The sequence below is a fragment of the Rhodanobacter koreensis genome, from assembly GCF_054782855.1.
This window is the reverse complement of the sequence record NZ_BAAGRR010000012.1, coordinates 619645-641211: the sequence shown is the minus strand read 5'-3', so window position 1 is coordinate 641211 and position 21567 is coordinate 619645. Positions and strand designations below refer to the sequence as shown.

Annotated in this window: 18 protein-coding genes; 5 read left to right on the top strand and 13 right to left on the bottom strand. The window is 64.4% G+C overall.

All coding sequences use genetic code 11. From position 1 onward, the window contains the following. Positions 1-14: 14 nt before the first annotated feature. The 5 genes from ACYVKM_RS16525 to ACYVKM_RS16505 all read right to left on the bottom strand — a co-directional run bounded on the left by ACYVKM_RS16525 (position 15) and on the right by ACYVKM_RS16505 (position 8094). Positions 15-1037, bottom strand: a complete 1023-nt coding sequence (locus tag ACYVKM_RS16525) for a dipeptide epimerase (RefSeq protein ID WP_460878702.1) — start codon at positions 1035-1037, stop codon at positions 15-17. A 46-nt stretch (positions 1038-1083) separates the two neighbouring features. Next, positions 1084-3108: a serine hydrolase domain-containing protein gene (locus ACYVKM_RS16520; protein ID WP_460878701.1), complete on the bottom strand. Its 2025-nt coding sequence runs from the start codon at positions 3106-3108 to the stop codon at positions 1084-1086. A gap of 36 nt (positions 3109-3144) precedes the next feature. Next, positions 3145-5481, bottom strand: coding sequence for a TonB-dependent receptor (locus tag ACYVKM_RS16515; RefSeq protein WP_460878700.1), 2337 nt, complete (start codon positions 5479-5481; stop codon positions 3145-3147). Between the two features lie 407 nt (positions 5482-5888). Then, on the bottom strand, positions 5889-7034 hold the full coding sequence (locus ACYVKM_RS16510; RefSeq protein WP_460878699.1) for a M23 family metallopeptidase: 1146 nt from the start codon (positions 7032-7034) through the stop codon (positions 5889-5891). A 190-nt stretch (positions 7035-7224) separates the two neighbouring features. Beyond that, the gene (locus ACYVKM_RS16505) at positions 7225-8094 is read right to left on the bottom strand and encodes an aldo/keto reductase family oxidoreductase (RefSeq protein WP_460878698.1); all 870 of its coding nucleotides are present in this window, start codon (positions 8092-8094) and stop codon (positions 7225-7227) included. 107 nt (positions 8095-8201) lie between these two features. On the opposite strand from ACYVKM_RS16505, the gene ACYVKM_RS16500 reads away from it, so the two are divergent. Together ACYVKM_RS16500 and ACYVKM_RS16495 are read left to right on the top strand one after the other, a co-directional pair. Continuing rightward, positions 8202-9098 carry a LysR family transcriptional regulator gene (locus ACYVKM_RS16500; protein WP_460878697.1) on the top strand — a complete coding sequence of 299 codons (897 nt, stop codon included), beginning with the start codon at positions 8202-8204 and terminating at the stop codon, positions 9096-9098. Positions 9099-9171: 73 nt separating this feature from the next. After that, positions 9172-10125: an HNH endonuclease gene (locus ACYVKM_RS16495; protein WP_460878696.1), complete on the top strand. Its 954-nt coding sequence runs from the start codon at positions 9172-9174 to the stop codon at positions 10123-10125. A gap of 41 nt (positions 10126-10166) precedes the next feature. Here the strand turns inward: ACYVKM_RS16495 and ACYVKM_RS16490 are convergent, their stop codons facing one another. The 3 genes from ACYVKM_RS16490 to htpX all read right to left on the bottom strand — a co-directional run bounded on the left by ACYVKM_RS16490 (position 10167) and on the right by htpX (position 14774). Continuing rightward, positions 10167-11477 carry a PQQ-dependent sugar dehydrogenase gene (locus tag ACYVKM_RS16490; protein ID WP_460878695.1) on the bottom strand — a complete coding sequence of 437 codons (1311 nt, stop codon included), beginning with the start codon at positions 11475-11477 and terminating at the stop codon, positions 10167-10169. Between the two features lie 305 nt (positions 11478-11782). Beyond that, on the bottom strand, positions 11783-13651 hold the full coding sequence (gene htpG, locus ACYVKM_RS16485) for a molecular chaperone HtpG (RefSeq protein WP_460878694.1): 1869 nt from the start codon (positions 13649-13651) through the stop codon (positions 11783-11785). Between the two features lie 229 nt (positions 13652-13880). After that, on the bottom strand, positions 13881-14774 hold the full coding sequence (gene htpX, locus ACYVKM_RS16480; RefSeq protein ID WP_460878693.1) for a protease HtpX: 894 nt from the start codon (positions 14772-14774) through the stop codon (positions 13881-13883). 131 nt (positions 14775-14905) lie between these two features. Between htpX and gluQRS the strand changes: the two genes are divergently transcribed. Beyond that, positions 14906-15772, top strand: coding sequence for a tRNA glutamyl-Q(34) synthetase GluQRS (gene gluQRS / locus ACYVKM_RS16475; RefSeq protein WP_460878692.1), 867 nt, complete (start codon positions 14906-14908; stop codon positions 15770-15772). Between the two features lie 113 nt (positions 15773-15885). Further along, positions 15886-16626 carry an acetoacetyl-CoA reductase gene (gene phbB, locus ACYVKM_RS16470; protein ID WP_460878691.1) on the top strand — a complete coding sequence of 247 codons (741 nt, stop codon included), beginning with the start codon at positions 15886-15888 and terminating at the stop codon, positions 16624-16626. Positions 16627-16791: 165 nt separating this feature from the next. Here the strand turns inward: phbB and ACYVKM_RS16465 are convergent, their stop codons facing one another. After that, positions 16792-17577: a tRNA threonylcarbamoyladenosine dehydratase gene (locus ACYVKM_RS16465; protein WP_460878690.1), complete on the bottom strand. Its 786-nt coding sequence runs from the start codon at positions 17575-17577 to the stop codon at positions 16792-16794. Between the two features lie 192 nt (positions 17578-17769). Here ACYVKM_RS16465 and ACYVKM_RS16460 point away from each other — a divergent pair, with 192 nt between their 5' ends. After that, positions 17770-18159 carry a cytochrome c gene (locus ACYVKM_RS16460; RefSeq protein WP_460878689.1) on the top strand — a complete coding sequence of 130 codons (390 nt, stop codon included), beginning with the start codon at positions 17770-17772 and terminating at the stop codon, positions 18157-18159. 46 nt (positions 18160-18205) lie between these two features. Here the strand turns inward: ACYVKM_RS16460 and ACYVKM_RS16455 are convergent, their stop codons facing one another. From ACYVKM_RS16455 to ACYVKM_RS16440, 4 genes are all read right to left on the bottom strand, one after another. Beyond that, positions 18206-18508 (bottom strand): Mpo1-like protein, encoded by a 303-nt coding sequence (locus ACYVKM_RS16455; RefSeq protein WP_460878688.1) that lies wholly within the window; start codon positions 18506-18508, stop codon positions 18206-18208. Between the two features lie 71 nt (positions 18509-18579). Next, positions 18580-19449, bottom strand: a complete 870-nt coding sequence (locus ACYVKM_RS16450) for a pirin family protein (RefSeq protein ID WP_460878687.1) — start codon at positions 19447-19449, stop codon at positions 18580-18582. Positions 19450-19465: 16 nt separating this feature from the next. Beyond that, positions 19466-20527 carry an NADH:flavin oxidoreductase/NADH oxidase gene (locus tag ACYVKM_RS16445; protein ID WP_460878686.1) on the bottom strand — a complete coding sequence of 354 codons (1062 nt, stop codon included), beginning with the start codon at positions 20525-20527 and terminating at the stop codon, positions 19466-19468. 52 nt (positions 20528-20579) lie between these two features. Continuing rightward, complete coding sequence (locus ACYVKM_RS16440) at positions 20580-21536, bottom strand: alpha/beta hydrolase family protein (RefSeq protein WP_460878685.1); 957 nt, start codon at positions 21534-21536, stop codon at positions 20580-20582. Positions 21537-21567 lie beyond the last annotated feature (31 nt).

Here is a 21567-nt window from a genome sequence, read left to right as displayed (position 1 = left end):
TACGTAGGCGCCCACTATGCCGCAACTACCGCCGGCCCGCCCCACAGCTCGTCCGCACACCAGATGTATCCATCCTCGTAGCTGGCAGCCGGCGACCGGTCCGTGGTCAGAAAGGTCGGGCCGTCCAGATCCACCACGCCGCAGCACTGGCCCACCACAAAGGCCGGCGCCATGGCCAGGGACGAGCCGGACATGTTGCCGACCATCAGCTCGAAACCGAGCTTGCGCGCCTCCGTGACGATCGCCAGCGCCTCGGTCAGGCCGCCGCACTTGTCCAGCTTGATGTTGATGATGTCGACACGACCGATCATCTTCTGCAGGTCGCTGCGATCCTGCACGCTTTCGTCCGCGGCGATGCGGATCGGCCGCTCCAGCCCGTCGAGCCACGCCTCCTTGCCGATCGGGAAAGGTTGCTCGACCACATCGACCCGTGCCTCCACCAGGGTCGGCAACAGGCGCGCAAACGACTCGCGCGTGAAACCCTGATTGGCGTCTACCATCAGCCACACGTCGGGGCGTGCCGCGCGCACGGCCAGCACACGTTGTGCGTTGATATCGTCGTCGGTGAGCTTGAGCTTGATCGCGCGGGCGCTGGCGAAGGCGCGGGCGCGCCCGGCCATCACCTGCGGTTCGTCGGCGCCGACCGTGTACGTAGTCATCAGCGCCTTCGGCTTGTCCAGACCGGCCAGCATCCATACGGGCTTGCCGCTGCGCTTGGCCTCCAGATCCCACAACGCACAGTCGAGCGCATTGCGCGCGCCGCCGGCGGGCAGCATCCGCTGCAACTGCTCACGGGTGAGGCCAGCCTCGATCCGGTCACGCAGGGCCTCGATCTGCGCCAGCATCTTTTCCGGTGTGTCGTCCTTGTAATAGACCCCGAGACCTTCGCCCTGACCGATCAGACCGTCCGCTTCCAGGGTGACCTCCACCGCTTCGAACGCGGTGAAGGTATAGCCCGTGATGTGGAAAGGCGCCACGGTCGGTCGCCGCTCGATGCGTGTCTGCATCTGCAGTCGCACTTGTCCGTTGTTGTTCATGAAAACTCCTGTTGATCCGGAAATGCGTGCGCTCGACGGCTTGCCGTCAATAACGTGCGCTGAAGCTGACCAGGCCGAACGCCACGATGAACCACGCCAGGTAGATCGCCGCGAATGCCAGCACGGTTTCACCCGCACGCACCCAACGGCTGCGACGTGGCGCCAGCCAGCTGCGCACTGCATGCACGACCACGGCGACGGCACCCAGCAGGCCGAACAGACCGAGCACGTAGAGCAGATAAAGCCACGGCGTTGCCCGGCCCTGCAGCACGATGTCCTCGCTCACCGACAGCGCAGCGAGCAGGCCCAGCCAGCCAGCCATGTCCACGAACAAGGCCAGCGCACCCAGCCGCGACAGCAGGCGCGAGCGGCGCTGGGAAACCTCGAGCGCCAGCGGACGGCGATAGTGCCGGCGCACCCAGCCGCCAATGAACCAGGTCAGCAAGGCCACGATGACGACGGCGAATGACAGGCTTGCCCACAAACCGACCGTGCCCATTGCTCGGGCACCCGACACCCGCTGGAACACAAACACGGGCGCTTCCACATCGGTGGCCCAGTAACTGATCTTGCCCTGCGCATCGGTGACGAATTTCAGGTGCGCGTCACCATTCACTTCGCGATACGTCAGCGGACCGGTCTCGCGCCAGTAGAGCGGCTTGCCGGCGTAGTTGTTCCAGGCCGAAACGACGATGGTGTCGTCCGGCTGCGCCGCGACGCTGACCTGGCTCAGCATGTAGAGCGCGCGCATGGCGCTTTCATTGCGCCGGCTCGACTCGTACCAGCCGGCGACGCGTGCGGCATCGGCCTTCGCGGTGCTCACGGTCGGCTCCGCCGGCGCTTTCCACGGGAAGTAGCGATCCAGGAACTTGGCGAAGATCGCTTCGCGGATCACATGCGCGCCGCCCTCGTTGCCGGCGCTGTTGAACGACATGAAGATGCCGACGTTCGCATCCAGCAGGAGATGCAGGTCGCTGTGGAACACCATGGTGTCGCCGGCATGGCCGATGATGCGCTGGCCGTGACTGTCCTCCTGGTAGAAGCCCAGATCGAAACCGTTCAAGCCCGGCGCCGCGGTGTACTGGCGGCTGTGCATCAGGTCGGCCGTGGCCTGCTTGAGAATCCGGGTGTCGTCGAAGCGGCCACCCTGCAACTGGGCAATCATGAAGTTCGCCATGTCCATGGCCGAGCTGCTCAACGCGCCGGCCGGCGCCGGATCGACTGCCTCGAACGGCCGCGGCTCGCCCTTCGAAGCGCTCTCGTAACCCTTGGCCATCAACGGGGCCAGCGCAGCCGGCAACGGCTGGGCGAAGCTGGAGTGATGCATGTCCAGCGGCTCGAAGATATGGTGCTGGATGTAATCCTCGAAGCGCTCGCCCGACACGCGCTGGACGATGTAACCGGCGAGGCCGCAGCCGTAATTGGAATAGGCCACGATTTTCCCCGGCGCAAAGATCCGCGCCGGGATGTGCGATTTCAGATACTTCCCGAGATCGATTCCATCCGTCGATGCCGGCAACAAGCCGCGGGCGGTTTCCTCGAAACCCGGCGTATGCGTCATGATGTTGCGCAGGGTGATCGGCTTGCCGTCGCGCGGCGGGATCTTGAAGTCGAGGTACTGATTGATATCCGCGTCCAGATCCAGCTTGCCCTGCTCCACCAGCTGCATCACCGCCGTCCAGGTGAACAGCTTGGAGGTCGAGCCGGGGCGGAACAATGTGGTCTCGGGCGAAGGCGGCGTCCGGGTCTTCAGGTCGGCATAGCCGTAACCTTTGGCGAACAGCACCTTGCCGTCCTTGACCACCGAGATCACGCCGCCGGCGACGTCACCGCGCTCCAGTGCAAACGGCACCAAGCCATCGAGGAAGGTCGAGAGATCGTCTGCGGTCAAGGCATGTGTCACGCCGGCCGGGCTGCTCGCAGCGGATGCCGCAACCATGGGACTGGAAGACATCGGCATGACGGCCGAGCTGGCCGGCGCCGGCTGGATCGGCTGCGCCACCTGGGCCATCGCGATGCTTGCGATGCAGCTGATGACGAACGCTGCACCACGTTTCGCATAGTTGTGCATGGTCGAACTCCGGATACGGATTGGCGAGAGGCTTGCTCAGAAATTCACGGTGGCCGACACACCGACGGTGCGCGGCATCACATAAGTCGCAGCAAACGGGCTGCCCAGCGGATCGGTGGTTTCCGGGCTGACCGAGGTGATACCGCGCCCGTTGGTCACGTTCTTGACGTAGGCCTTGAACGTCCAGTTGGCGTAGTTGACGCCTGCGCGCAGATCGACTTCGTCGTAACTGGGAACCGTGCTGCGCGGCCCCGGAACGACCGCGAAATCGTCCTTGCGCGCACCGATGAAGCGATAGCTTCCGCCCACGAAACCCGACCAGCCATCGGCCAGCGGGAAGTCGTAGTCCGCCCCCAGGTTCACATTCCATGTCGGCACGAACGGCAGGCGGTCGCCCTTGTAGCCGTACAGGCCCGGCGGGGTATCCGCCGCCAGCTTCGCATCCGTCCAGCTGGCATTGGCCGACAGCAGCAGGCCGCGCACCGGCGCGTACTGCCAGTTCGCTTCCAGACCCTGGCTGGTGGCTTTGCCGCCATTGCCCAGGAAGCCGAAACCATCGGCATAAGAAGTCAGCTGGATCTGGCTCCAGTTGATATAGAACGCGTCGACATCGATGGTCATGCGCTTGTCGAGCACCGTCGATTTGAGACCAAGCTCGTAACTCACCAGCTTGTCGGGACCGAAGGTCACCGGTGCGCCCAGGCCGGGTGGCACGCCGACGTTGGGGCCGCCGGGCCGGAAGCCCGAGGCGATACGTGCGTAGGCCATCAGGTCATCGCTGAATTTGAAACTCGGGTTGAACAGGTAGGTGGTCGGGCTGTCCGACTGGCGAATGGTGAAGTCGGTGGGTCCGACCAGGATGCCATCGCCGGTCTGCGTGTAGGAGGTCTTGTCGTTGCTGTAACGCACACCGACCAGCAAACTCAATTGTGACGTGACATGCCAGGTCACGTCGCCGAAGCCGGCCCATTCCTTGAAGATCGCGGGCCCGACGGAAATATGGCCAAGCGTCGGCAGCACGACCGGCACACCGGTGTTTGCATCGAAGCTCAGTATGTCCTGCACATTGCTGCTGTGCTCGCGCGTGTAGAAAGCGCCGACCCGCCACTCCAGCGTCTGGTCCTGCGGCGATTGCAGCCGCAGCTCCTGGGTGAACTTGCCCAACGTGATCGGATTGAGCAACGAGTAGCCGACGCCGGTCAGGCCGAACGCAGGGTTCAATACCGACGCATAGGCGGCGGTGTAGTCCGTGTTGGCGCCCTTGGCCAGCGTGCTGTAGCTGCTCGTGGAGATGAGCGTGGCCCAGCCGAAGTCATCGTTCACGTCGGCGCTGTACAACCGATAGCGCAGATCGAACTCGCCGGTACTGGCCGCACGACTCTGCTGCAGGTCGCCATAAATCGGCTTCAGCGTCACCGGATCCACGTCGACGCCGGCATTCGCCAGGCTGTTGCTGCTCAGATTCTGCGCAAGCGCCGACAACTTGATGGAGAGCTGTTGCGTCGGTGTCCACAGCAATTGCGCACGTGCACCGTGCACCTTGTCGCCGTCGAGATCCTTCTGCCCGGTGAACACGTTGTCGACGTAACCCGGGTCCTTGCGGTCATAAGCATTGATGCGCAGGGCGAGCTTGTCCTGAACGAGCGGCAGGTTGACCGTGACATGCGTGTCGTAACCGCTGCCACCTCCTGCAACGCTGCTGCCGCCGGCCTCGACACGGCCGGAAAACTGCGTGCTGTCAGGCGGCGTGCTGACGAACTTGACCAGTCCACCCAACGTGTTCGAACCGTACAGCGTGCCCTGCGGTCCGCGCAGCACCTCGATGCGCTGCAGATCGTCGGGGTCGATATCCGGCGTCAGCAGGGAGCCGGCCGAGTAAACCGTGCTCGAGCCATACGGGGTGTCGTCGATATAGGTTCCCACCGAGGAATTGGCCTGGCCGTAACCCGAGGTGACACCGCGCAGCACCAGCTGGGTCTGACCCGCGCCGGTTGAAATGACATTGAGCCCCGGCACCTGCGTGGCGTAATCGGCAAAGCTGAAGGCGCTCTGACGCTCGAGCTGCTCGCCCGACAGCGCCGCCACCGCCATCGGCACGGCCTGCAGCCGCTCGGTGCGCTTGTTGGCAGTGACCACGACCGCACCCAGATTGGTCGGCTTGATCGGCGCCGTGCTGCCGGCGGCAGGTGGCGACACGGCCTGTCCCTGGCCGGTGGCAGGAGCAGCTGTCCCATTACTGGCAGCGACCTCCGCTGCGGTATCCGTCCTATTCGCAGTCGACGGTTGCGCCGCGACACCCAGCGGCCCCAGCAAAGCCACGGCAATGGCCAAGCTGATGCTGCGTCGACTGTGCTGCAGATAGCGAAGCTCCATGACGTTCTCCCCCGAGATGGTCGCGTGGACAGCCCACCGACGCAGTGTTATCTAGTTAACATTGAAGTGTCAATGATATTTTTATATCAACGTGGCCGCACGCATCTTCGAAGACGGTCTCGGCACCCCGCCTCTTTCAGCTCCGCCTGGAAAGTGCACCTGGCCGTCCGGATGCTGTCGACACCGCACGGAAATCCTTCATGGCGCCCGTCATGGTCATCGCGACGGACCAGGCCGACTTTACCCCTCTGCCGACACGGTCCGGATTGGACGTCCATTTGCGAAAGTCGGCATGAAATAAAGGCGCGGTGACGGAATGGCGCTGCCGCGGGTCAGAGCCATTCAACTTCAGGGCCACATACCGCTGCATGTGGCGCTGACCCACTTCGCTGGAAACGAGCCGATGCTTAATTTTCGGGGAAAGCCACAACGGCGGAGGGCGCAGGCATTTCCCCTCGTCGGCCACGCGCGGTTTGCGCGGGCAATGCGCGCCACGGCTTGCCCGCGTCGAAATCGTCCAGGTCAGGATAATCGCCGAGCACGTCATAGCGGGCGATGACAAACGGCAGTCCTTCGCCCGCCAGCGGAGCGGCAGCATCGCTGACATGGAAATGCAGGTGCGGGCCGGTGGAGTCGCCGCTGAAACCGAGCGCAGCGATGACCTGGCCGCGGTGCACATGTTCACCGGGATGTGCCCGGATGCTGCCGGGACGCAGATGTTCGTAATGCGCGTAACGGCCATCGCCCAGGTCGAGCGAGACGAAGTTGCCGCTGCCCTCCCCCAACGGATGCCTGGGGTTTTTCAACGTGGGGCTCTCCGGATAATCGTTCCGTGTGGCGACCACGGTGCCATCGGCCACCGCCAGCACGTCTTCGCCGTAACCAAGCCAGTGAGTCACCTCTTGCGTGTCGCCACGCGCGTGATGCCCGCTCGCGTCCAGCTTGAACCAGTCGATCGCGAAACGCGCGGGAATCCGTGCCCGTCCATCCAGCGCGAACATCACCCGGCGATGTCCGCGTGGCACGGACGCGTCATAGATCGCGACCCACGGTCCGCCGCGCAGCGGCGGCGCAAGGCTCACCGGTGCACGCCGATCGACCGTCACCGCGCCGCCCGCCACCTCGCCCGGTTCGCTCGCGTTTGTCGTGGTGGTCTCATACGCCAGCCGGTGCATCAGCTGGCGCGGTACGCGGGCACCGGCAGGCAGCACCACCTCCACATAGATCACCGCCTGCACGCCGGCCGCCAGGCCCTGGGCGTCCGGCGACTTGTCGGTACCGGCGATCGCCATGCGTGCCAGCAGCGCGGAGCCGGCCCACGACGCCAGTGGCTTCCCCTTCGCATCCGCGTCGAGCACATCCAGCTTCGACGGCAGCATGCCGACGCCGGCATAGTTCGTCACGTGCAGTTCGTAGACCAGTTGCCGCTGTCCATCGACCGTCACCACCGCCGGCGCCTGAGGCACCTGCAGGTCGAACGACTGATGCAATGTCGATGCACGGGCAGGCACCGACAAGCACACGAACAGCATCAGCAGAAAAGACCGGATCATCGTTGCCACTCTCTTGGGGAGACGCGCCGATGCGGTGTCCGGCAGCGGCGATGGGGTGCTCCACTATCGCGCGGGAACATCGCTGGACATACCTGCCAGTAGTCACCTCACCCCGCACTGCCTTCGTTGCGCACCCGTGCACCCCGAAGGCTTCAACCAGTCAGCCCTCCGTTCGATGGAACCCCAAGCATCAGCCCTTGCCGATGCTGTCCAACTCGGCCATCACGTCCTCGCCCAGCTGCAATCCCGCTGCCGCCAGGTTCTCGCGCAGATGACCCAGCGACGACGTGCCGGGAATCAGCAGGATGTTGGGCGCACGGGCAAGCAGCCACGCGAGCGCAACCTGCATCGGCGTGACACTAAGACGCGCAGCCACGTCGGAGAGCGTCTGCGATTGCAGCGGGGTGAACCCACCGAGCGGGAAGAACGGCACGTAGGCGATGCCTTGCGTGGCGAGTGCATCGACGAAGGCGTCGTCTTCGCGATGGGCCAGGTTGAACTGGTTCTGCACGCAGACCACGGGGGCGATGCGCCGGGCTTCGGCCACCTGGGTGGCGGTGGCATTGCTCAGTCCGAGATGGCGGATCAAGCCCCTCTGCTGCAGCGTGGCCAGAGCGCTGAACTGCGGCTCGATCGGCCCTTCGGATGGCGCGTGCACGTCGCCCATGATGCGCAGGTTGACCACGTCCAGCACATCGAGTCCGAGGTTGCGCAGGTTGTCGTGAACCGCCCGCTCCAGTTCGGCCGGACTCTGTGCCGGGTTCCACGAGGCATCATCGCCGCGCAACGCGCCGACCTTGGTGACGATCACCAGGTCGTCCGCATACGGGTGCAACGCCTCGCGGATGATCCGGTTGGTGACATGCGGGCCGTAGAAGTCGCTGGTGTCGATGTGGTTGACGCCGGCTTCCAGCGCCGCGCGCAACACCGCCAGCGCGGCGGCGTGATCCTTCGGCGGCCCGAACACGCCGGGGCCGGCGAGCTGCATGGCGCCGTAGCCCATGCGGTTGACGCTGCGGTCGCCGAGCGAAAACGTACCGGCTTGCTTGAGATGGCTCATGTGTTTCTCCTGGGGACGGTCGATCATGGGGATGAACCGACTATAGGCTCGCCCTTTCTGCACGATAATCCGGCACACTCCGCACGGTCTGTACGGAGATCCGGACAATGGCAACCGACATGCAGGACCTTCTCGCCTTTCTGGCGGTGATGCAGGCGGGCGGTTTTCGCGAAGCCGCCCGCGCCGGCAACGGCTCGGCCTCCCAACTGAGCGATGCGGTGAAACGCCTGGAGACACGACTGGGCGTGCGCCTGCTACATCGCACCACTCGCAGCGTGTCGCTCACCGAAGCGGGCGAACGCCTGGCCGAACGACTGACCCCGGCGCTGGCCGAAGTGCAGGCATCACTCGACGTGGTCAACCATTTCCGCGACCGCCCCGCCGGCACGCTGCGACTCAACGTGCCGGCCAACGTCGCGCGCACCGTGCTGCCGCCGATCATCACGCCGTTCCTCAAGCGCTACCCCGAGATCCGGCTGGAAGTGACCGTCGAAGACAGCTTCGTCGACCTGCTGGCCGCCGGTTGCGACGCCGGCATCCGCTACGACGAGCGCCTCGCACAGGACATGATCGCCGTGCCGATCGGTCCGCGCACGCAACGACTGGTGACCGCCGCCGCACCCGCCTATCTGGAAGCGCACGGACGCCCAGAACACCCACGCGACCTGCTGCAACACGCCTGCATGCGCGGCCAGTTTTTCGGTGGCGCGATACCCGCATGGGAATTCGAACGCGATGGCGAGATCGTGCGCATCGATCCGCAAGGCCCCCTGCAACTACGCCCGGGCGCCGCCTTCGACCTCGTCGTGCAGGCCGCCATCGACGGACTCGGCATCATCCATCTGTTCGAGGATTGGCTACGCCCGCATTTCGACAACGGCAGCCTGGTACCCGTCCTCGAACCCTGGTGGCAAAGCTTCAGCGGGCCGTTCCTGTATTACTCAGGACGCCGGCATTTACCCTCGCCGTTGCGGGCGTTTGTCGACTTTATTCGCGAAAGCTGATTTCCGCAGGCCCGCTGGGCCACCCTCCGCTCACCCACTCTTTTTCGGCTAACCTGGTGCGAGGGGGCACGGCATGGCTTATTGGTGGGTCAACCACAAACAGACGCGCGACCACGAAGTTCGTGGTGGCTATCTGTGGTCGCCCTATCGGAACACCAACGGCGCCTTCAACCAGACCTACGAGAACATGAAGCTCGTTCGTCCGGGGGATATCGTGTTCTCGTATGCCCACGGTCGCATCGGCGCCGTGGGTCGTGTTACCGAAGCCGCGTCGCCGAGTCCCAAGCCGATCGAATTCGGTAACGTCGGCGACTACTGGGCGCACGAGGGCTGGCTGGTCGAGGTGGACTTCAAAGAGGCACATCGCCCATTGCTCCCCAAGGAGCACATCGCCTCCATCGGCCCAATGCTCCCCGAGCGCCACTCGCCATTGCAGAAAAACGGCAACGGCAATCAGGGCTGCTACCTGGCAGGAATCTCGGATGCCCTCGGCCATGTGCTGATAGCAATGCTTGATATGCATCAAGTGCGTGAGCTCGATCAGCCGCTTCACTATGTGATCGACCACGAGCCCAACGCCCGGATGCTGGACGATATCCACCGCATCGAGACCGACGCGTCAATCCCGGAAACCCAACGCCTTCAGCTCACCAAGGCCCGCGTCGGTCAAGGCTTCTTCCGCAAGCAGGTGATCCTGCTCGATCCAGTGTGTCGCGTCACTGGCGTCACCGATATCCGGCTACTGATCGCCAGCCATATCAAACCGTGGCGAGAAGCCTCCAACGCGGAGCGCCTCAGTGGTTACAACGGCCTGCTGCTCTCGCCACATGTTGACGCGCTATTCGACGAGCAATTCATTACTTTTGAAGATGACGGCCGGATGCGAGTGCATCCGTCGCTGTCGCGCGACGTGCTTGAACGGTGGTCGATTGATCCAGAGAAGCGGGTTGAGCGATTTCGGCCAGAACAGACGTCGTTCCTCACACACCACCGAGAACTCTTCGCCCGAAAAGCGACATCCGTTTAGCAGCTCGAAAAAAAAGTGCACTCTGACCCCGACTCCCAGAATTATTTCGGCGTGAGGTGGAACAGGCCGCCGGGTTCGGCGTCTTCCAGCATCCAGAGCGAGCCGTCCGGTGCTTCTTCGATATCGCGGATGCGTTTGCCGATGCTCCAGCGCTGGACCGCGGTGGCGCCGCCCTTGCCGTCAAAGGTGACGCGAACGATTGCCTCGCTGACAAGGCCGCTGAGCAAGGCGCTGCCATTCCATTGCGGGAACATGCTGCCTTTGTAGAACATGAGATTGCCCGGCGCGATCACCGGCGTCCAATAGATCACTGGCTTGGCGAGATCGGGCCGCGTATCGGGGCTGGGAATGGGCACGCCGTTATAGTTAACGCCATAGGAGACCAGCGGCCAGCCGTAATTCTTGCCACGCTGGATCAGGTTCAGTTCGTCGCCGCCGCGCGGGCCATGCTCGAGCTCCCACAGTCGACCATCGGGAGCGAAAGCGAGGCCATAAGGTGTTCGGTGGCCGGTGGTCCAGGTTTCGGCCGGCGTCAGGTTGGGTCCGGGGAACGTATAGGTGCTGACTACCGGCGCAGTCTTGGCTTTCTCGGTGTCGGCTGCCGGATCGATCAGCGGAATAGTGCGCGAACCGACCTTTCCTGCCCACGGATTGCCCGGCGCGGGTTTGCCGTCCAGCGTCAGCCGCAGGATCTTGCCTACCGGTTGGTTGGGATCCTGCGCGGGAGTGAAGCGCTGGCGATCGCCCACCGTGAGAAAGAGGTACTTGCCATCCGGTGAAAAGGCGATCTGAGCGCCTGCCTGACCGCCCTTGCCCGTGGGCATCTGGCGCCACAACACCTGGAATCCGTCCAGCCGGGGCTGCTTGCCGTCCAGCACGAGCCGGCCCCGGCCCAGCGCCAGTCCGCCGCCATAGTCACCCGGTGCGACATAGGTGAGATACACATTGTGGTCGATGGCGTAATGAGGCGAGAGGAAGACGCCCAGCATGCCGTCCTGACCTTCGAAATAGCTGGGCGGGACACCCTTGAGTTCGGTCTTGGCGCCCTGCGGGGTGACCAGATCGACGCGGCCGACCTTCTCGGTCACCAGCATGCGGCCATCGGGCAGGAATGCGATGCGCCAAGGCAGATCGAAGCTCGCCACCTTCGTGATGGTGAAGGGAAGGTTCGGATCGGATTTCTGTTCGCCCGCATTGGTCTGCGCATGGGCGGCGCTTGTCAGCAGAGCCACGAGGAGGCCCGCGGTTACCAGCTTCGTCATTTGTATGCTCCCTTGCGTCCGAGTGATACGGAACATCCTAGTGCTCTGAATGCCGTCCCGGTGTGATGGTTCCTTCAATCCGGATCGCATGGATGCCTCGCAAGACCAGACCGATGTGGACTCCTTCGCTGCGCTCGAACCTATCGCAGATGGTTTCCGTAATCACCCGAAGGGCAAGTACTGCGTATCGGCAGAGGCGCTACTGATCGACAAGATGCGGCTGCCGACTCTTCGCTGGGGTGACAGATAGGAGAGATTCCCGCGAGCACCCGCGCCCTCACCCCAGCCCTCTCCCCATTGGAGAGGGGGAACACCGGATGACGCGCGGTAATGTATCGCCAAAAAGAAGGCCGCCAAGCTGGCGGCCTTCTCATCTCGGCAACGAGAGTTGCCAATCACCCCAGCAACACCCGATTCATCCGCTGCACGAACGCCGACGGATCCGGCAACTGCGCACCTGCCGCAATCTCCGCCTGTTCCAGCAGCAGCGTGGCCAGATCCTTCGCCTTCGCCTCGTCGCTTTCCGCCTCGACGCGCTTCAACAACGCGTGCTGTGGATTGATTTCCAGCGTCGGCTTGTTGTCCGGCATGTCGTGGCCGGCTTCGCGCAGCAGGCGGGCCAGGTGCGGGGCCATTTCGTAGTCGCTCAGCGCGAGGCAGGACGGTGAATCGGTGAGACGGGCGGAGACACGCACGTCGCCGACGCGGTCCCCGAGCAGGTCCTTGAGTTTCTTGACCAGCGGTTCGGCTTCCTTCGCGGACTCCTCCTGCTTCTTCCTGTCGGCCTCGTCCAGCGGCAGTTCGCCCTTGGCGACGTTCTGCAGCTTCTTGCCACCGTATTCGTTCAAGGAGCCGAGCATCCACTCGTCGATGCGGTCGGACATCAGCAGCACTTCGATGCCCTTGGCCTTGAACGCTTCCAGCTGCGGGCTGCCCAGTGCGGCAGCGTAGCTGTCGGCGGTGATGAACCAGATGGTGTCCTGGCCCACCGGCATGCGGCCGATGTAGTCGTCGAACGAGACGGTCTGCGCGCTGCCGTCGCCTTTCGTGGAAGCGAAGCGCAGCAGTTTGGCGATGCGCTCGCGGTTGTTGGCGTCTTCGCTGATGCCTTCCTTGAGCGTGTTGCCGAAGGCCTTGTAGAAGGTGGCGAATTTCTCCGGCTCGTCCTTGGCCAGTTTCTCGATCAGATCGAGCACGCGCTTCACGCAGGCGGATTTGATGCGCTCGAGCTGACGGTTCTGCTGCAGGATCTCGCGACTGACGTTGAGCGGCAGGTCGTCCGCATCCACCACGCCACGCACGAAACGCAGATAGTTCGGTAGCAGCTCCTCGGCAGCGTCCATGATGAAGACGCGCTTGATGTAGAGCTTCAGTCCCTTGCGCTCGTCGCGGCCGCCCATCATCAGGTCGAACGGCGGCTGCGAGGGGATGTACAGCAAGGTGGTGAAGCTCTGGCTGCCCTCGACGCGGTTGTGCGTCCACGCCAGCGCGTCGTTGAAGTCGTGGCCGAGCGACTTGTAGAAGCTCTGGTAGTCCGCGTCGCTGATCTCCGACTTCGGCTTGGTCCACAGCGCCGAAGCGGCGTTGATGGTTTCGAACTCGTCGGTTGGCTTGCCGTCCTTCTCGACCGGCATGCGGATCGGGAAGGCGACGTGGTCGGAGTACTTGGTGATCAGTGAGCGCAGCTGCCAGCGCTTGAGGAACTCATCCTCGTCGGCCTTCAGATGCAGGATGACGGACGTGCCGCGCTCGGCCTGTTCTACCTGCTCCAGCGAATACTCGCCCTTGCCGTCGCTCTCCCACTTCACGCCATCGCTCGCCGGCGCATCGGCGCGGCGGGTGATGACGGTGACCTTGTCGGCCACCACGAAGGCGGAATAGAAGCCCACGCCGAACTGGCCGATCAGCCGCGCATCGGCCTTCTGCTCGCCCGACATCGCTTCGAGGAAGCGCTTGGTGCCGGAGCTGGCGATGGTGCCGATGTTCGCCACCACCTCGTCACGGTTCATGCCGACACCGTTGTCGCGGATGGTGACGGTGCGCGCGTCCGGATCCCAGCTCACGTCGATATGCAGCTCGCTGTCGCCGGCCATCAGCTCGGGCTTGGCGATAGCCTCGAAGCGCAGCTTGTCGCAGGCGTCGGAGGCATTGGAGATCAGCTCGCGCAGGAAGATTTCCTTGTGCGAGTACAGCGAATGCGTGACCAGGTGCAGCACCTGGGCGACTTCGGCTTCGAATTTGCGGGTTTCGGCGGGTGCGGTCATGGGTGGATGTTCCGTTTGATGCGTTGATGTTTTTTTAGATCGTCATTCCGGCGAAGGCTGGAGACGCACTTCTTTCTTCGTCATTCCGGCGCAGGCCGGAATTGCTTTTGCTTTGTTTGCCACTGTCCCCAACGACCGGCTTCATTATGGGAAGTGCGATTCCGGCCTTCGCCGGAATGACGACGTGGGGCCGGAATGACGGATTGGGGAGTTTACGGTGCAACCGTGCCTAGGTGGCGTTCTGCAACGCGGCGATGCGCTCTTCCAGCGGCGGATGGCTCATGAACAGTTTCCTGAAGCCGTCCGCCAGCGGGCCGGAAATACCGAACGCGGCGATGGTGTTGGGCAAGGTGCTTTCGCCGTGATTGGCCTGCAGCCGTTGCAGCGCGGAGATCATCGCGCCGCGACCGGCAAACTTGGCGCCTGCGGCATCGGCGCGGAATTCACGCCAGCGCGAGAATGCAGCCACGATCATCGAGGCGAACAGGCCGAACACCACCTGCAGCACCATCACCACCACGAAATAGCCGATGCCACTGCCGCTCCGGTTGTCATCGCGGCCGCCGGACATCCAGCTGTCGACCAGACGACCGACGATGCGTGCAGCGAGGATCACCAGCGTGTTGAGTACGCCCTGAATCAGGGTCAGCGTAACCATGTCGCCGTTCGCCACATGGCCGATCTCGTGGCCGAGCACGGCGGTGATCTGCTCGCGATCCATCTGCTGCAGCAGGCCGGAGCTGACCGCGACCAGCGAGCTGTTTTTCGTCATGCCGGTGGCGAACGCGTTCATTTCCGGCGCGTCGTAAATCGCTACCTCGGGCATGCCGATGCCGGCGTTCTGGGCATGGCGACGCACGGTGTCGACCAGCCAGCGCTCGGTCTCGTTCTGTGGCTGCTCGATCACCCGTGCGCCGGTGGACATCTTGGCCATCCACTTGGAGATGGCCAGCGAGATGAAGGCGCCGCCCATGCCGAACACGGCGGCGTAGGCCAGCAGGCCACCCATGCCGCCGTAGCCGCGGGCGGCAGCCATCTGGTCGATGCCAAACAGGTGGCAGACGATGCTCAGCAGGAGCAGGACGGCGAGGTTGGTACCGATGAACAATGCGATGCGACGCATGGCTGTCTCTCTTAATGGCAGTCATGAAGGGGATGCACGCCTGGGGCGTGGGTGAAAATTCGGGGCGCGGACATGCCGTTTCAAGGGTCCGTGCCGCCTGTTCACAGCGGTGCGTACCCTAAAATGACCGCATGACCTACCGCGGCCGCTTCGCCCCCTCGCCCACCGGACAACTGCATTTCGGCTCGCTGGTGGCTGCCGTGGGCAGCTGGCTGTGCGCACGGCATGCCGGCGGACAATGGCTGCTGCGGATGGAGGACATCGACCCGCCGCGCGAAGTCGCCGGTTCGGCAGCCAGCATCCTCACCGCGCTGCCCGCGTTCGGGCTGGTGGCTGATGCACCGACGCTATTCCAGTCGCGGCGCGTGGCTGCCTACGATGCGGCATTCGAGCAGCTTCGCGCGACGGATCAGGTGTTCCCCTGCTGGTGCAGCCGCAGCGAGCTGGCCGGCGCGGACGGCATGCATCGTGACGGTCTTTGTATCGCGGCACCCGATCCGGATCGCCCACCGGCATGGCGCCTGCGCGTGCCGGACATCGAGGTGGCATTCGACGATGCGTTGCAAGGCCCGCAACGACAGAACCTGCGCGAGAGTGCCGGCGATTTCGTGATCAAGCGGGTCGAGGGCCTCTATGCCTATCAGCTGGCCTGCGTGGTGGACGATGCGTTCCAGCGCATCACCGACGTGGTACGCGGCAGCGACCTGCTCGACTCCACCGCGCGGCAGGTCTGGTTGCAACGCTGCCTGGGTCTGCCAACACCGACATACCGACACCTGCCGCTGGCGCTGGACGCCGAGGGCCGCAAGCTGTCCAAGTCCGACCAGGCGTGCCCGGTCGACCCGGCCAACCCGCTGCCAGCCTTGCGACAGGCCTTGGCCTTCCTGTCTGTGCCGACATCCGGGGGCACGACAAATGTGCAGGATTTGCTGACGCAGGCACTGGCCGATTTCGACCCGGCACTTTTGCCGCATTGCAGCGGTCACTCTGTCGCCTGAAACGCTATAAAGCGAAGGCAAACCGGCTCTCCATGGCATCGAATTGCAGCAATGCGTTGCCATGATGGCGGGATTTCACAGCCCTCGGCTTTACCTCACAGGAGATCAAGGACATGACGCAGCGTACGGCATTGGTCACAGGCGGCACCGGCGGCATCGGCAGCGCGATCATCCGCTACCTCGCCAGCCAGGGGCACCGGGTCGCCACCAATTACCGCGACCAGGCCAAGGCCGAGGCTTGGCATGACGCGATGGCCAAGGATGGAATCAACGTATGCATGGTGCAGGGCGACGTCTGCGATCCGACTGCCTGCGACGCGATGATCCGTGCGATCGAGGAAAAATGCGGGCCGGTGGACATCCTGATCAACAACGCCGGCATCACCCGCGACACCACCTTCCACAAGATGAACTACCAGCAGTGGACGGACGTGATCAACACCAACTTGAACGCCTGCTTCAACGTCACCCGCCCGGTGATCGACGGCATGCGCACACGCAAGTGGGGCCGCATCGTGCAGATCAGCTCGATCAACGGCCAGAAGGGCCAATACGGTCAAGCCAACTACGCCGCCGCCAAGGCCGGCATGCACGGCTTCACCATCTCGCTGGCACAGGAGAACGCGAAGTTCGGCATCACCGTCAACACCGTGTCGCCCGGTTACGTCGGCACCGAGATGGTGATGGCGGTGCCGGAGGAAGTGCGCGAGAAGATCGTGGCGCAGATCCCGGTCGGCCGCCTCGGCCGCCCCGATGAAATCGCCCATGCGGTTGCCTTCTTCACTGGCGACCAGGCCAGCTGGATCACCGGTGCCAACCTGGCGATCAACGGCGGGCATTACATGGGTTGGTAAGTGCGTTATTGGACTGTGTAGGTACCCTCGTAAAACCATCGTCATTCCTGCGAAAGCAGGAATCCAGCGACTGAATCCCAAAGGCACTGGATCCCTGCTTTCGCAGGGATGACGAGCAAAAGCCCGGTTTTTCGAGATTCCATGTGGAACGCAAAGGATGCGCTCCTACCGATCGAGCAGCTTCTCCAGCACTTTGCCCACCGCCGCGAATGCGAATGCCCCGGTGACGTGCGTGGCGGCACCGAGGCCGCCGCCACAGGCGAGATTCAGCGCATCGCCACCCGGCGGACGATTGCCGCACACCGTGCCATCGGGTTGCGGGTACTGCACGTTCTGCAGCGAATAGACGGCCGACACGCCGAAGTAGCGATCCGGGTTGCGCGGAAAGTTGAAATCCGTACGGAGCTTCTTGCGGATCAGGCTGAACATCGCGTCGTGCTCGGTGCGCGACAGGTCGCGCACGCGGATCTGCGTCGAGTCGGTACGCCCACCGGCCGAACCCACGCTGACGATCGGCAGCTTGCGTCGGCGGCACCAGGCAATCGTCTCGAGCTTTACACGGAACGCATCGCACGCATCCAGCACCACGTCGTAGCCGCGGTCGAGCAGCTCGTCCAGCGTGGACGGTGTAAGAAAACGCTCGATCGCCTCGATCCGGATGCCAGGGTTGATCGCCTTCGCACGGGCGGCAATCACACCGACCTTGGACTTGCCGAACTCGCCATCCAATGCATGCAGCTGGCGGTTGGTGTTGGACACGCAGACTTCGTCGGCATCGATCAGGGTGAGTCGGCCCACGCCGCTGCGCGCCAGCGCCTCCGCGGCCCACGAGCCGACGCCGCCGATGCCGATCACGCACACATGCGCCTGCGCCAGCATCGCCACGCTGCCGATGCCGTACAGGCGTTCGACACCGGCGAAGCGCTCGGCCGGAAATGCCACGTCATTCATATCGTGCTGCCAAACATGGAAGTACCTCGAATATGCCGTCTTGTATCGTCATCCCGGCGCGGTCTGGGAAATTCCTGAAATTCCCACGCATCCCATCCTGCCTGCATGACCATTTTATCGCGCATGCATGGATGCAACGCGGCGACGCGGGTTATTCTTGTCGTCTCCCTGGCCTCCTGCGGAACCGAAACGATGCGCGTCGCTCTGTTGATCCTGCTGGGCCTGGTGATTGGTGTGATCGGCACCGTCAACGTCATGAGCACGCTGAATGCGCGTAACCCGATGCCGAAAGCGGTGATGCATACCATGGGCTATCACATGGGTGAACTGGGCCATGCGCTGAAAGCAAAGCAGTGCCAAGCGGCCAACATCCAGCATCACATGCAGCGGCTGCAGTCCACCGCGACCGACATCGTGCCGGTGTTCGGCGTGACCGAAAAGGACTTCACCGACGACGCGAGCCAGTTGCAGGATCGCCTGCAACTGGCGCTGCAGGCCGCACCCGCGAATTGCGCGGCACTGGCCGCCGCGATCAAGCCGATCGACGACACCTGCAAGAGCTGCCACCAGAAGTATCGTTGAAGCTCTTGCTCCTCCCCTTCGGTCGCAAGGGAGGGAGCAAGGGCGCTCAGAAGCTGACTTTCCCACGCAGCATCTGCCCGTACATCACCCAGTCACCCAGCAGGCTGTACAGCGGGTGCTTGAAGGTCGCCGGACGGTTCTTCTCGAACACGTAGTGGCCCACCCAGGCGCAGCCATAACCGGCCACGGGCATCAGCCACAACCAGCCACGCTGGCCGGTCAGCAGCGCCACCAGCAACACCACGATGACCAGGCTGCTGCCGATGAAATGCATGCGGCGGCAGCGCCGGTTGCTGTGTTCGGTCAGGTAATAGGGATAGAACTCGCTGAAATTGCTGAAGCCGGACATGCGGTAACTCTTGACGGATCGACCCGGTCAGCGTGATCCGGGCCGGCCTCCGATGCAACCGGCCACGCCGGTCAGGGCAGCGGGATGAACTCCTCCTCGTCGCCCACCACCGTTCCCATGCGCTGCGCCTTCCAGTCGGCCTTGGCCTGTTCGATCCGCTGCTGGGTCGCCGCCACGAAGTTCCACCACAGATGGCGCTCGCCATCCAGCGGCGCGCCGCCGAACAGCAGCAGCTTGCTGTCCGCGTTCGCGTGCAGCGACGGTGCCGACGGCCCGGCCTGCACGGCCATCTGTGCCGCGCCAAGATCCAGCCCGCCCCAGCGAACCGCACCCTCGACGACGAAGACGCCGCGTTCGAGATGCTCCTGCGGCAACGCCAGTTCCGCGCCGGCAGCCAGTTGCACCTCGAGCAGGAACATAGGCGCGAACACCTTGACCGGCGATTGCTGCCCGTACGCGCTGCCGGCGATCAGCACCGCCTGCATGCCCGGCTGGCGGATCGTCGGCAACACCGCGCGATCATGGTGGTGGAACTCCGGCTCGATCTCGGCATCGGCCTGCGGCAGCGCCACCCAGATCTGCACGCCATGCAGGGCCTGCCCGTCGCGGCGCTCATCCGGCGGCGTGCGCTCCGAGTGCACGATGCCGCGGCCGGCGGTCATCCAGTTCACTTCGCCAGGACGGATGTCGGCCACGCTGCCGATGCTGTCGCGATGACGGATCGCCCCTTCGAACAACCAGCTCACCGTGGCCAGCCCGATATGCGGATGCGGCCGCACGTCCATGCCGCTGCCGGGCGCGAAGGTCGCCGGACCCATGTGGTCGAAGAACACCAGCGGGCCGACATGGCGCGCCTGCAACACCGGCAACATGCGCCGCACGGTGAAGCCGTCACCGAGGTCATGCAGGCGACCTTCGATCAGGGTCGGACTCGCTTCCATCATCGTTCTCCGTTGGTTACCAGGCGCGCTGATACTGCACCGGCGCATCGATCTTCGCACCCAGCTGCCGTGCCGCGCGGCGTGGGAAATACGGGTCGCGCAGGCTCTCCCGGGCAATCAGCACCACGTCGGCAGCGCCATTGGCGACGATCTGGGCGGCCTGTCCGGCATCGGTGATCAGGCCCACAGCACCGGTGGCAATGCCGGCCTCGTGGCGGATCTGCGCCGCGAACGGCACCTGATACCCCGGTTCCAGTGGAATCTTCACGTGCGGCAACAGACCGCCGCTGGAGACATCGATCAGGTCCACACCCAACGCTTTCACCTGGCGCGCCAGCTCGACGCTCTGCGTCACATCCCAACCGCCCTCGTCGGCCCAGTCGGTGGCCGAGATGCGCAACCACAGCGGCAACTCGGCCGGCCACACCTCACGCACGGCGGCGATGACTTCGCGCACCAGCCGGGTGCGATTCTCGAAATTGCCGCCGTAGCGGTCGTCGCGCCGGTTGCTCAGCGGCGACAGGAACTGGTGCAGCAGGTAGCCGTGCGCCGCATGCAGCTCGACCAGCTCGAAGCCGGCTGCCAGCGCACGCAGCGCGGCGGCACGGAAATCCGCGATCACCGCCTGGATGCCGGCCTCGTCCAGCGCCTGCGGCGTGTGCCAGCTGTTGTCGAACGGCAGCGCCGACGGCGCCACGGTGAGCCAGTCGCCTTGTCCAGCCGGTATCGGGCCATGCCCCTCCCACGGGCGCAACGTGCTGGCCTTGCGCCCGGCATGCGCCAGCTGCACGCCAGCGATCGCACCCTGTGCCTTGATGAAGCGGGTGATCGGCTGCCATGCCTCGAGCTGGGCCTGGTTCCACAGGCCGGTGTCCTGCGGCGAAATGCGCCCCTGCGCCGACACCGCCGAGGCCTCGGCGATCACCACCGCCGCCCCGCCTACGGCGCGGCTGCCCAGGTGGACCATATGCCAGTCGTTCGGCACGCCGTCGGTGGCCGAGTATTCGCACATCGGCGAAATCACCATGCGGTTGCGCAAGGTCAGACTGCGCTGGACGAACGGATCGAACAGTTTCATCGGGACATCCTGGGGAGCGGACTTCCCGACATGCTGGCGGATTTCCGCGGAATCAACCCGCGGTGCCGTCGTGCCCGGCGGAAGTGGCGTCCTGTGCGGCAAGCCAGCTGGCGATACGCGTGGCGACCGCCTGCGGCGTCTTCATCCAGCCGAAATGATCGGCCGCCTTGCTGCCCAGATCCTGCGCCGTGATGACTTCCACGCTGCGGCTGGCCCGCGGCATCTTGCCGAGCAGCCAGTCCAGCGAGGCTTTCGGCCCGAGCCAGTCATCGTGCAGGCGCAGTGCCAGGATGGGCAGCGACAACGCGGCCAGCCCCTGCTCGAAATCCTGCGTCATTCCGGCGGCGGCATAGCGGCCGGTGCGGCCGGTGCGCGCCCAGTCGGCAATCACGCCAGGTGCCTCGTTGCCGCCGAAACCGATCTGCCGCCCGGGCAGATAGCCGAACAGGCGCGCCAGCCACGGGGCGAGCACATAGGCCATGCCGATCAATACGCCCCAGCGAAAGCGGCGCCAGTACGGCGCGCCGCTGGCCACCAGCACCAGACCGGCCGGTACTGGATCGGCCTGCCCGAACGGATGAAGGCTGGCATACATCGAGCCCAGCTGTCCTCCCAGGCTGTGCCCGCCCAGCCAACAAGCCGCCTGCGGCCAGCGCACGTGCACGACGGCCCGGGCTGCCGGCAGATCCTGGGTCAGCAACTCACGATAACCCCAGTCGTCATGGTGACCTGCGCGTCGGTTGCTCGAACCGATGCCGCGCCATTCGTGCACGACCACCGCGATGCCCCGCGCGGCCAGCGCCTCGGCCAGCGGCAGGTAATGCCGGGCAGGAATGCCCATCGCCGGCAGCCAATACAGCAACTGGTGCCATGTTCCCGCGGGATGCACGCACAGCAGTTCGAAACGCGAACCGTCCTCCACCGAAACCGGGATGATGGTCTGCTCTATCGGTGCGGCCGTTGCCGCCGGCGTCGGGCTGGGTGTTTTGTTGGAAAGGAAATCGGGCATCCGGGCAGGCTAGCGAATTGCAGCGGCCACG

What these genes read in the sequence shown, in the direction of transcription:
- ACYVKM_RS16525 (WP_460878702.1), bottom strand. Translation starts at nt 1,037, where the DNA reads ATGAACAACAACGGACAAGTGCGACTGCAGATGCAGACACGCATCGAG.
- ACYVKM_RS16520 (WP_460878701.1), bottom strand. Translation starts at nt 3,108, where the DNA reads ATGCACAACTATGCGAAACGTGGTGCAGCGTTCGTCATCAGCTGCATC.
- ACYVKM_RS16515 (WP_460878700.1), bottom strand. Translation starts at nt 5,481, where the DNA reads ATGGAGCTTCGCTATCTGCAGCACAGTCGACGCAGCATCAGCTTGGCC.
- ACYVKM_RS16510 (WP_460878699.1), bottom strand. Translation starts at nt 7,034, where the DNA reads ATGATCCGGTCTTTTCTGCTGATGCTGTTCGTGTGCTTGTCGGTGCCT.
- ACYVKM_RS16505 (WP_460878698.1), bottom strand. Translation starts at nt 8,094, where the DNA reads ATGAGCCATCTCAAGCAAGCCGGTACGTTTTCGCTCGGCGACCGCAGC.
- ACYVKM_RS16500 (WP_460878697.1), top strand. Translation starts at nt 8,202, where the DNA reads ATGGCAACCGACATGCAGGACCTTCTCGCCTTTCTGGCGGTGATGCAG.
- ACYVKM_RS16495 (WP_460878696.1), top strand. Translation starts at nt 9,172, where the DNA reads ATGGCTTATTGGTGGGTCAACCACAAACAGACGCGCGACCACGAAGTT.
- ACYVKM_RS16490 (WP_460878695.1), bottom strand. Translation starts at nt 11,477, where the DNA reads ATGCGATCCGGATTGAAGGAACCATCACACCGGGACGGCATTCAGAGC.
- htpG (WP_460878694.1), bottom strand. Translation starts at nt 13,651, where the DNA reads ATGACCGCACCCGCCGAAACCCGCAAATTCGAAGCCGAAGTCGCCCAG.
- htpX (WP_460878693.1), bottom strand. Translation starts at nt 14,774, where the DNA reads ATGCGTCGCATCGCATTGTTCATCGGTACCAACCTCGCCGTCCTGCTC.
- gluQRS (WP_460878692.1), top strand. Translation starts at nt 14,906, where the DNA reads ATGACCTACCGCGGCCGCTTCGCCCCCTCGCCCACCGGACAACTGCAT.
- phbB (WP_460878691.1), top strand. Translation starts at nt 15,886, where the DNA reads ATGACGCAGCGTACGGCATTGGTCACAGGCGGCACCGGCGGCATCGGC.
- ACYVKM_RS16465 (WP_460878690.1), bottom strand. Translation starts at nt 17,577, where the DNA reads ATGAATGACGTGGCATTTCCGGCCGAGCGCTTCGCCGGTGTCGAACGC.
- ACYVKM_RS16460 (WP_460878689.1), top strand. Translation starts at nt 17,770, where the DNA reads ATGCGCGTCGCTCTGTTGATCCTGCTGGGCCTGGTGATTGGTGTGATC.
- ACYVKM_RS16455 (WP_460878688.1), bottom strand. Translation starts at nt 18,508, where the DNA reads ATGTCCGGCTTCAGCAATTTCAGCGAGTTCTATCCCTATTACCTGACC.
- ACYVKM_RS16450 (WP_460878687.1), bottom strand. Translation starts at nt 19,449, where the DNA reads ATGGAAGCGAGTCCGACCCTGATCGAAGGTCGCCTGCATGACCTCGGT.
- ACYVKM_RS16445 (WP_460878686.1), bottom strand. Translation starts at nt 20,527, where the DNA reads ATGAAACTGTTCGATCCGTTCGTCCAGCGCAGTCTGACCTTGCGCAAC.
- ACYVKM_RS16440 (WP_460878685.1), bottom strand. Translation starts at nt 21,536, where the DNA reads ATGCCCGATTTCCTTTCCAACAAAACACCCAGCCCGACGCCGGCGGCA.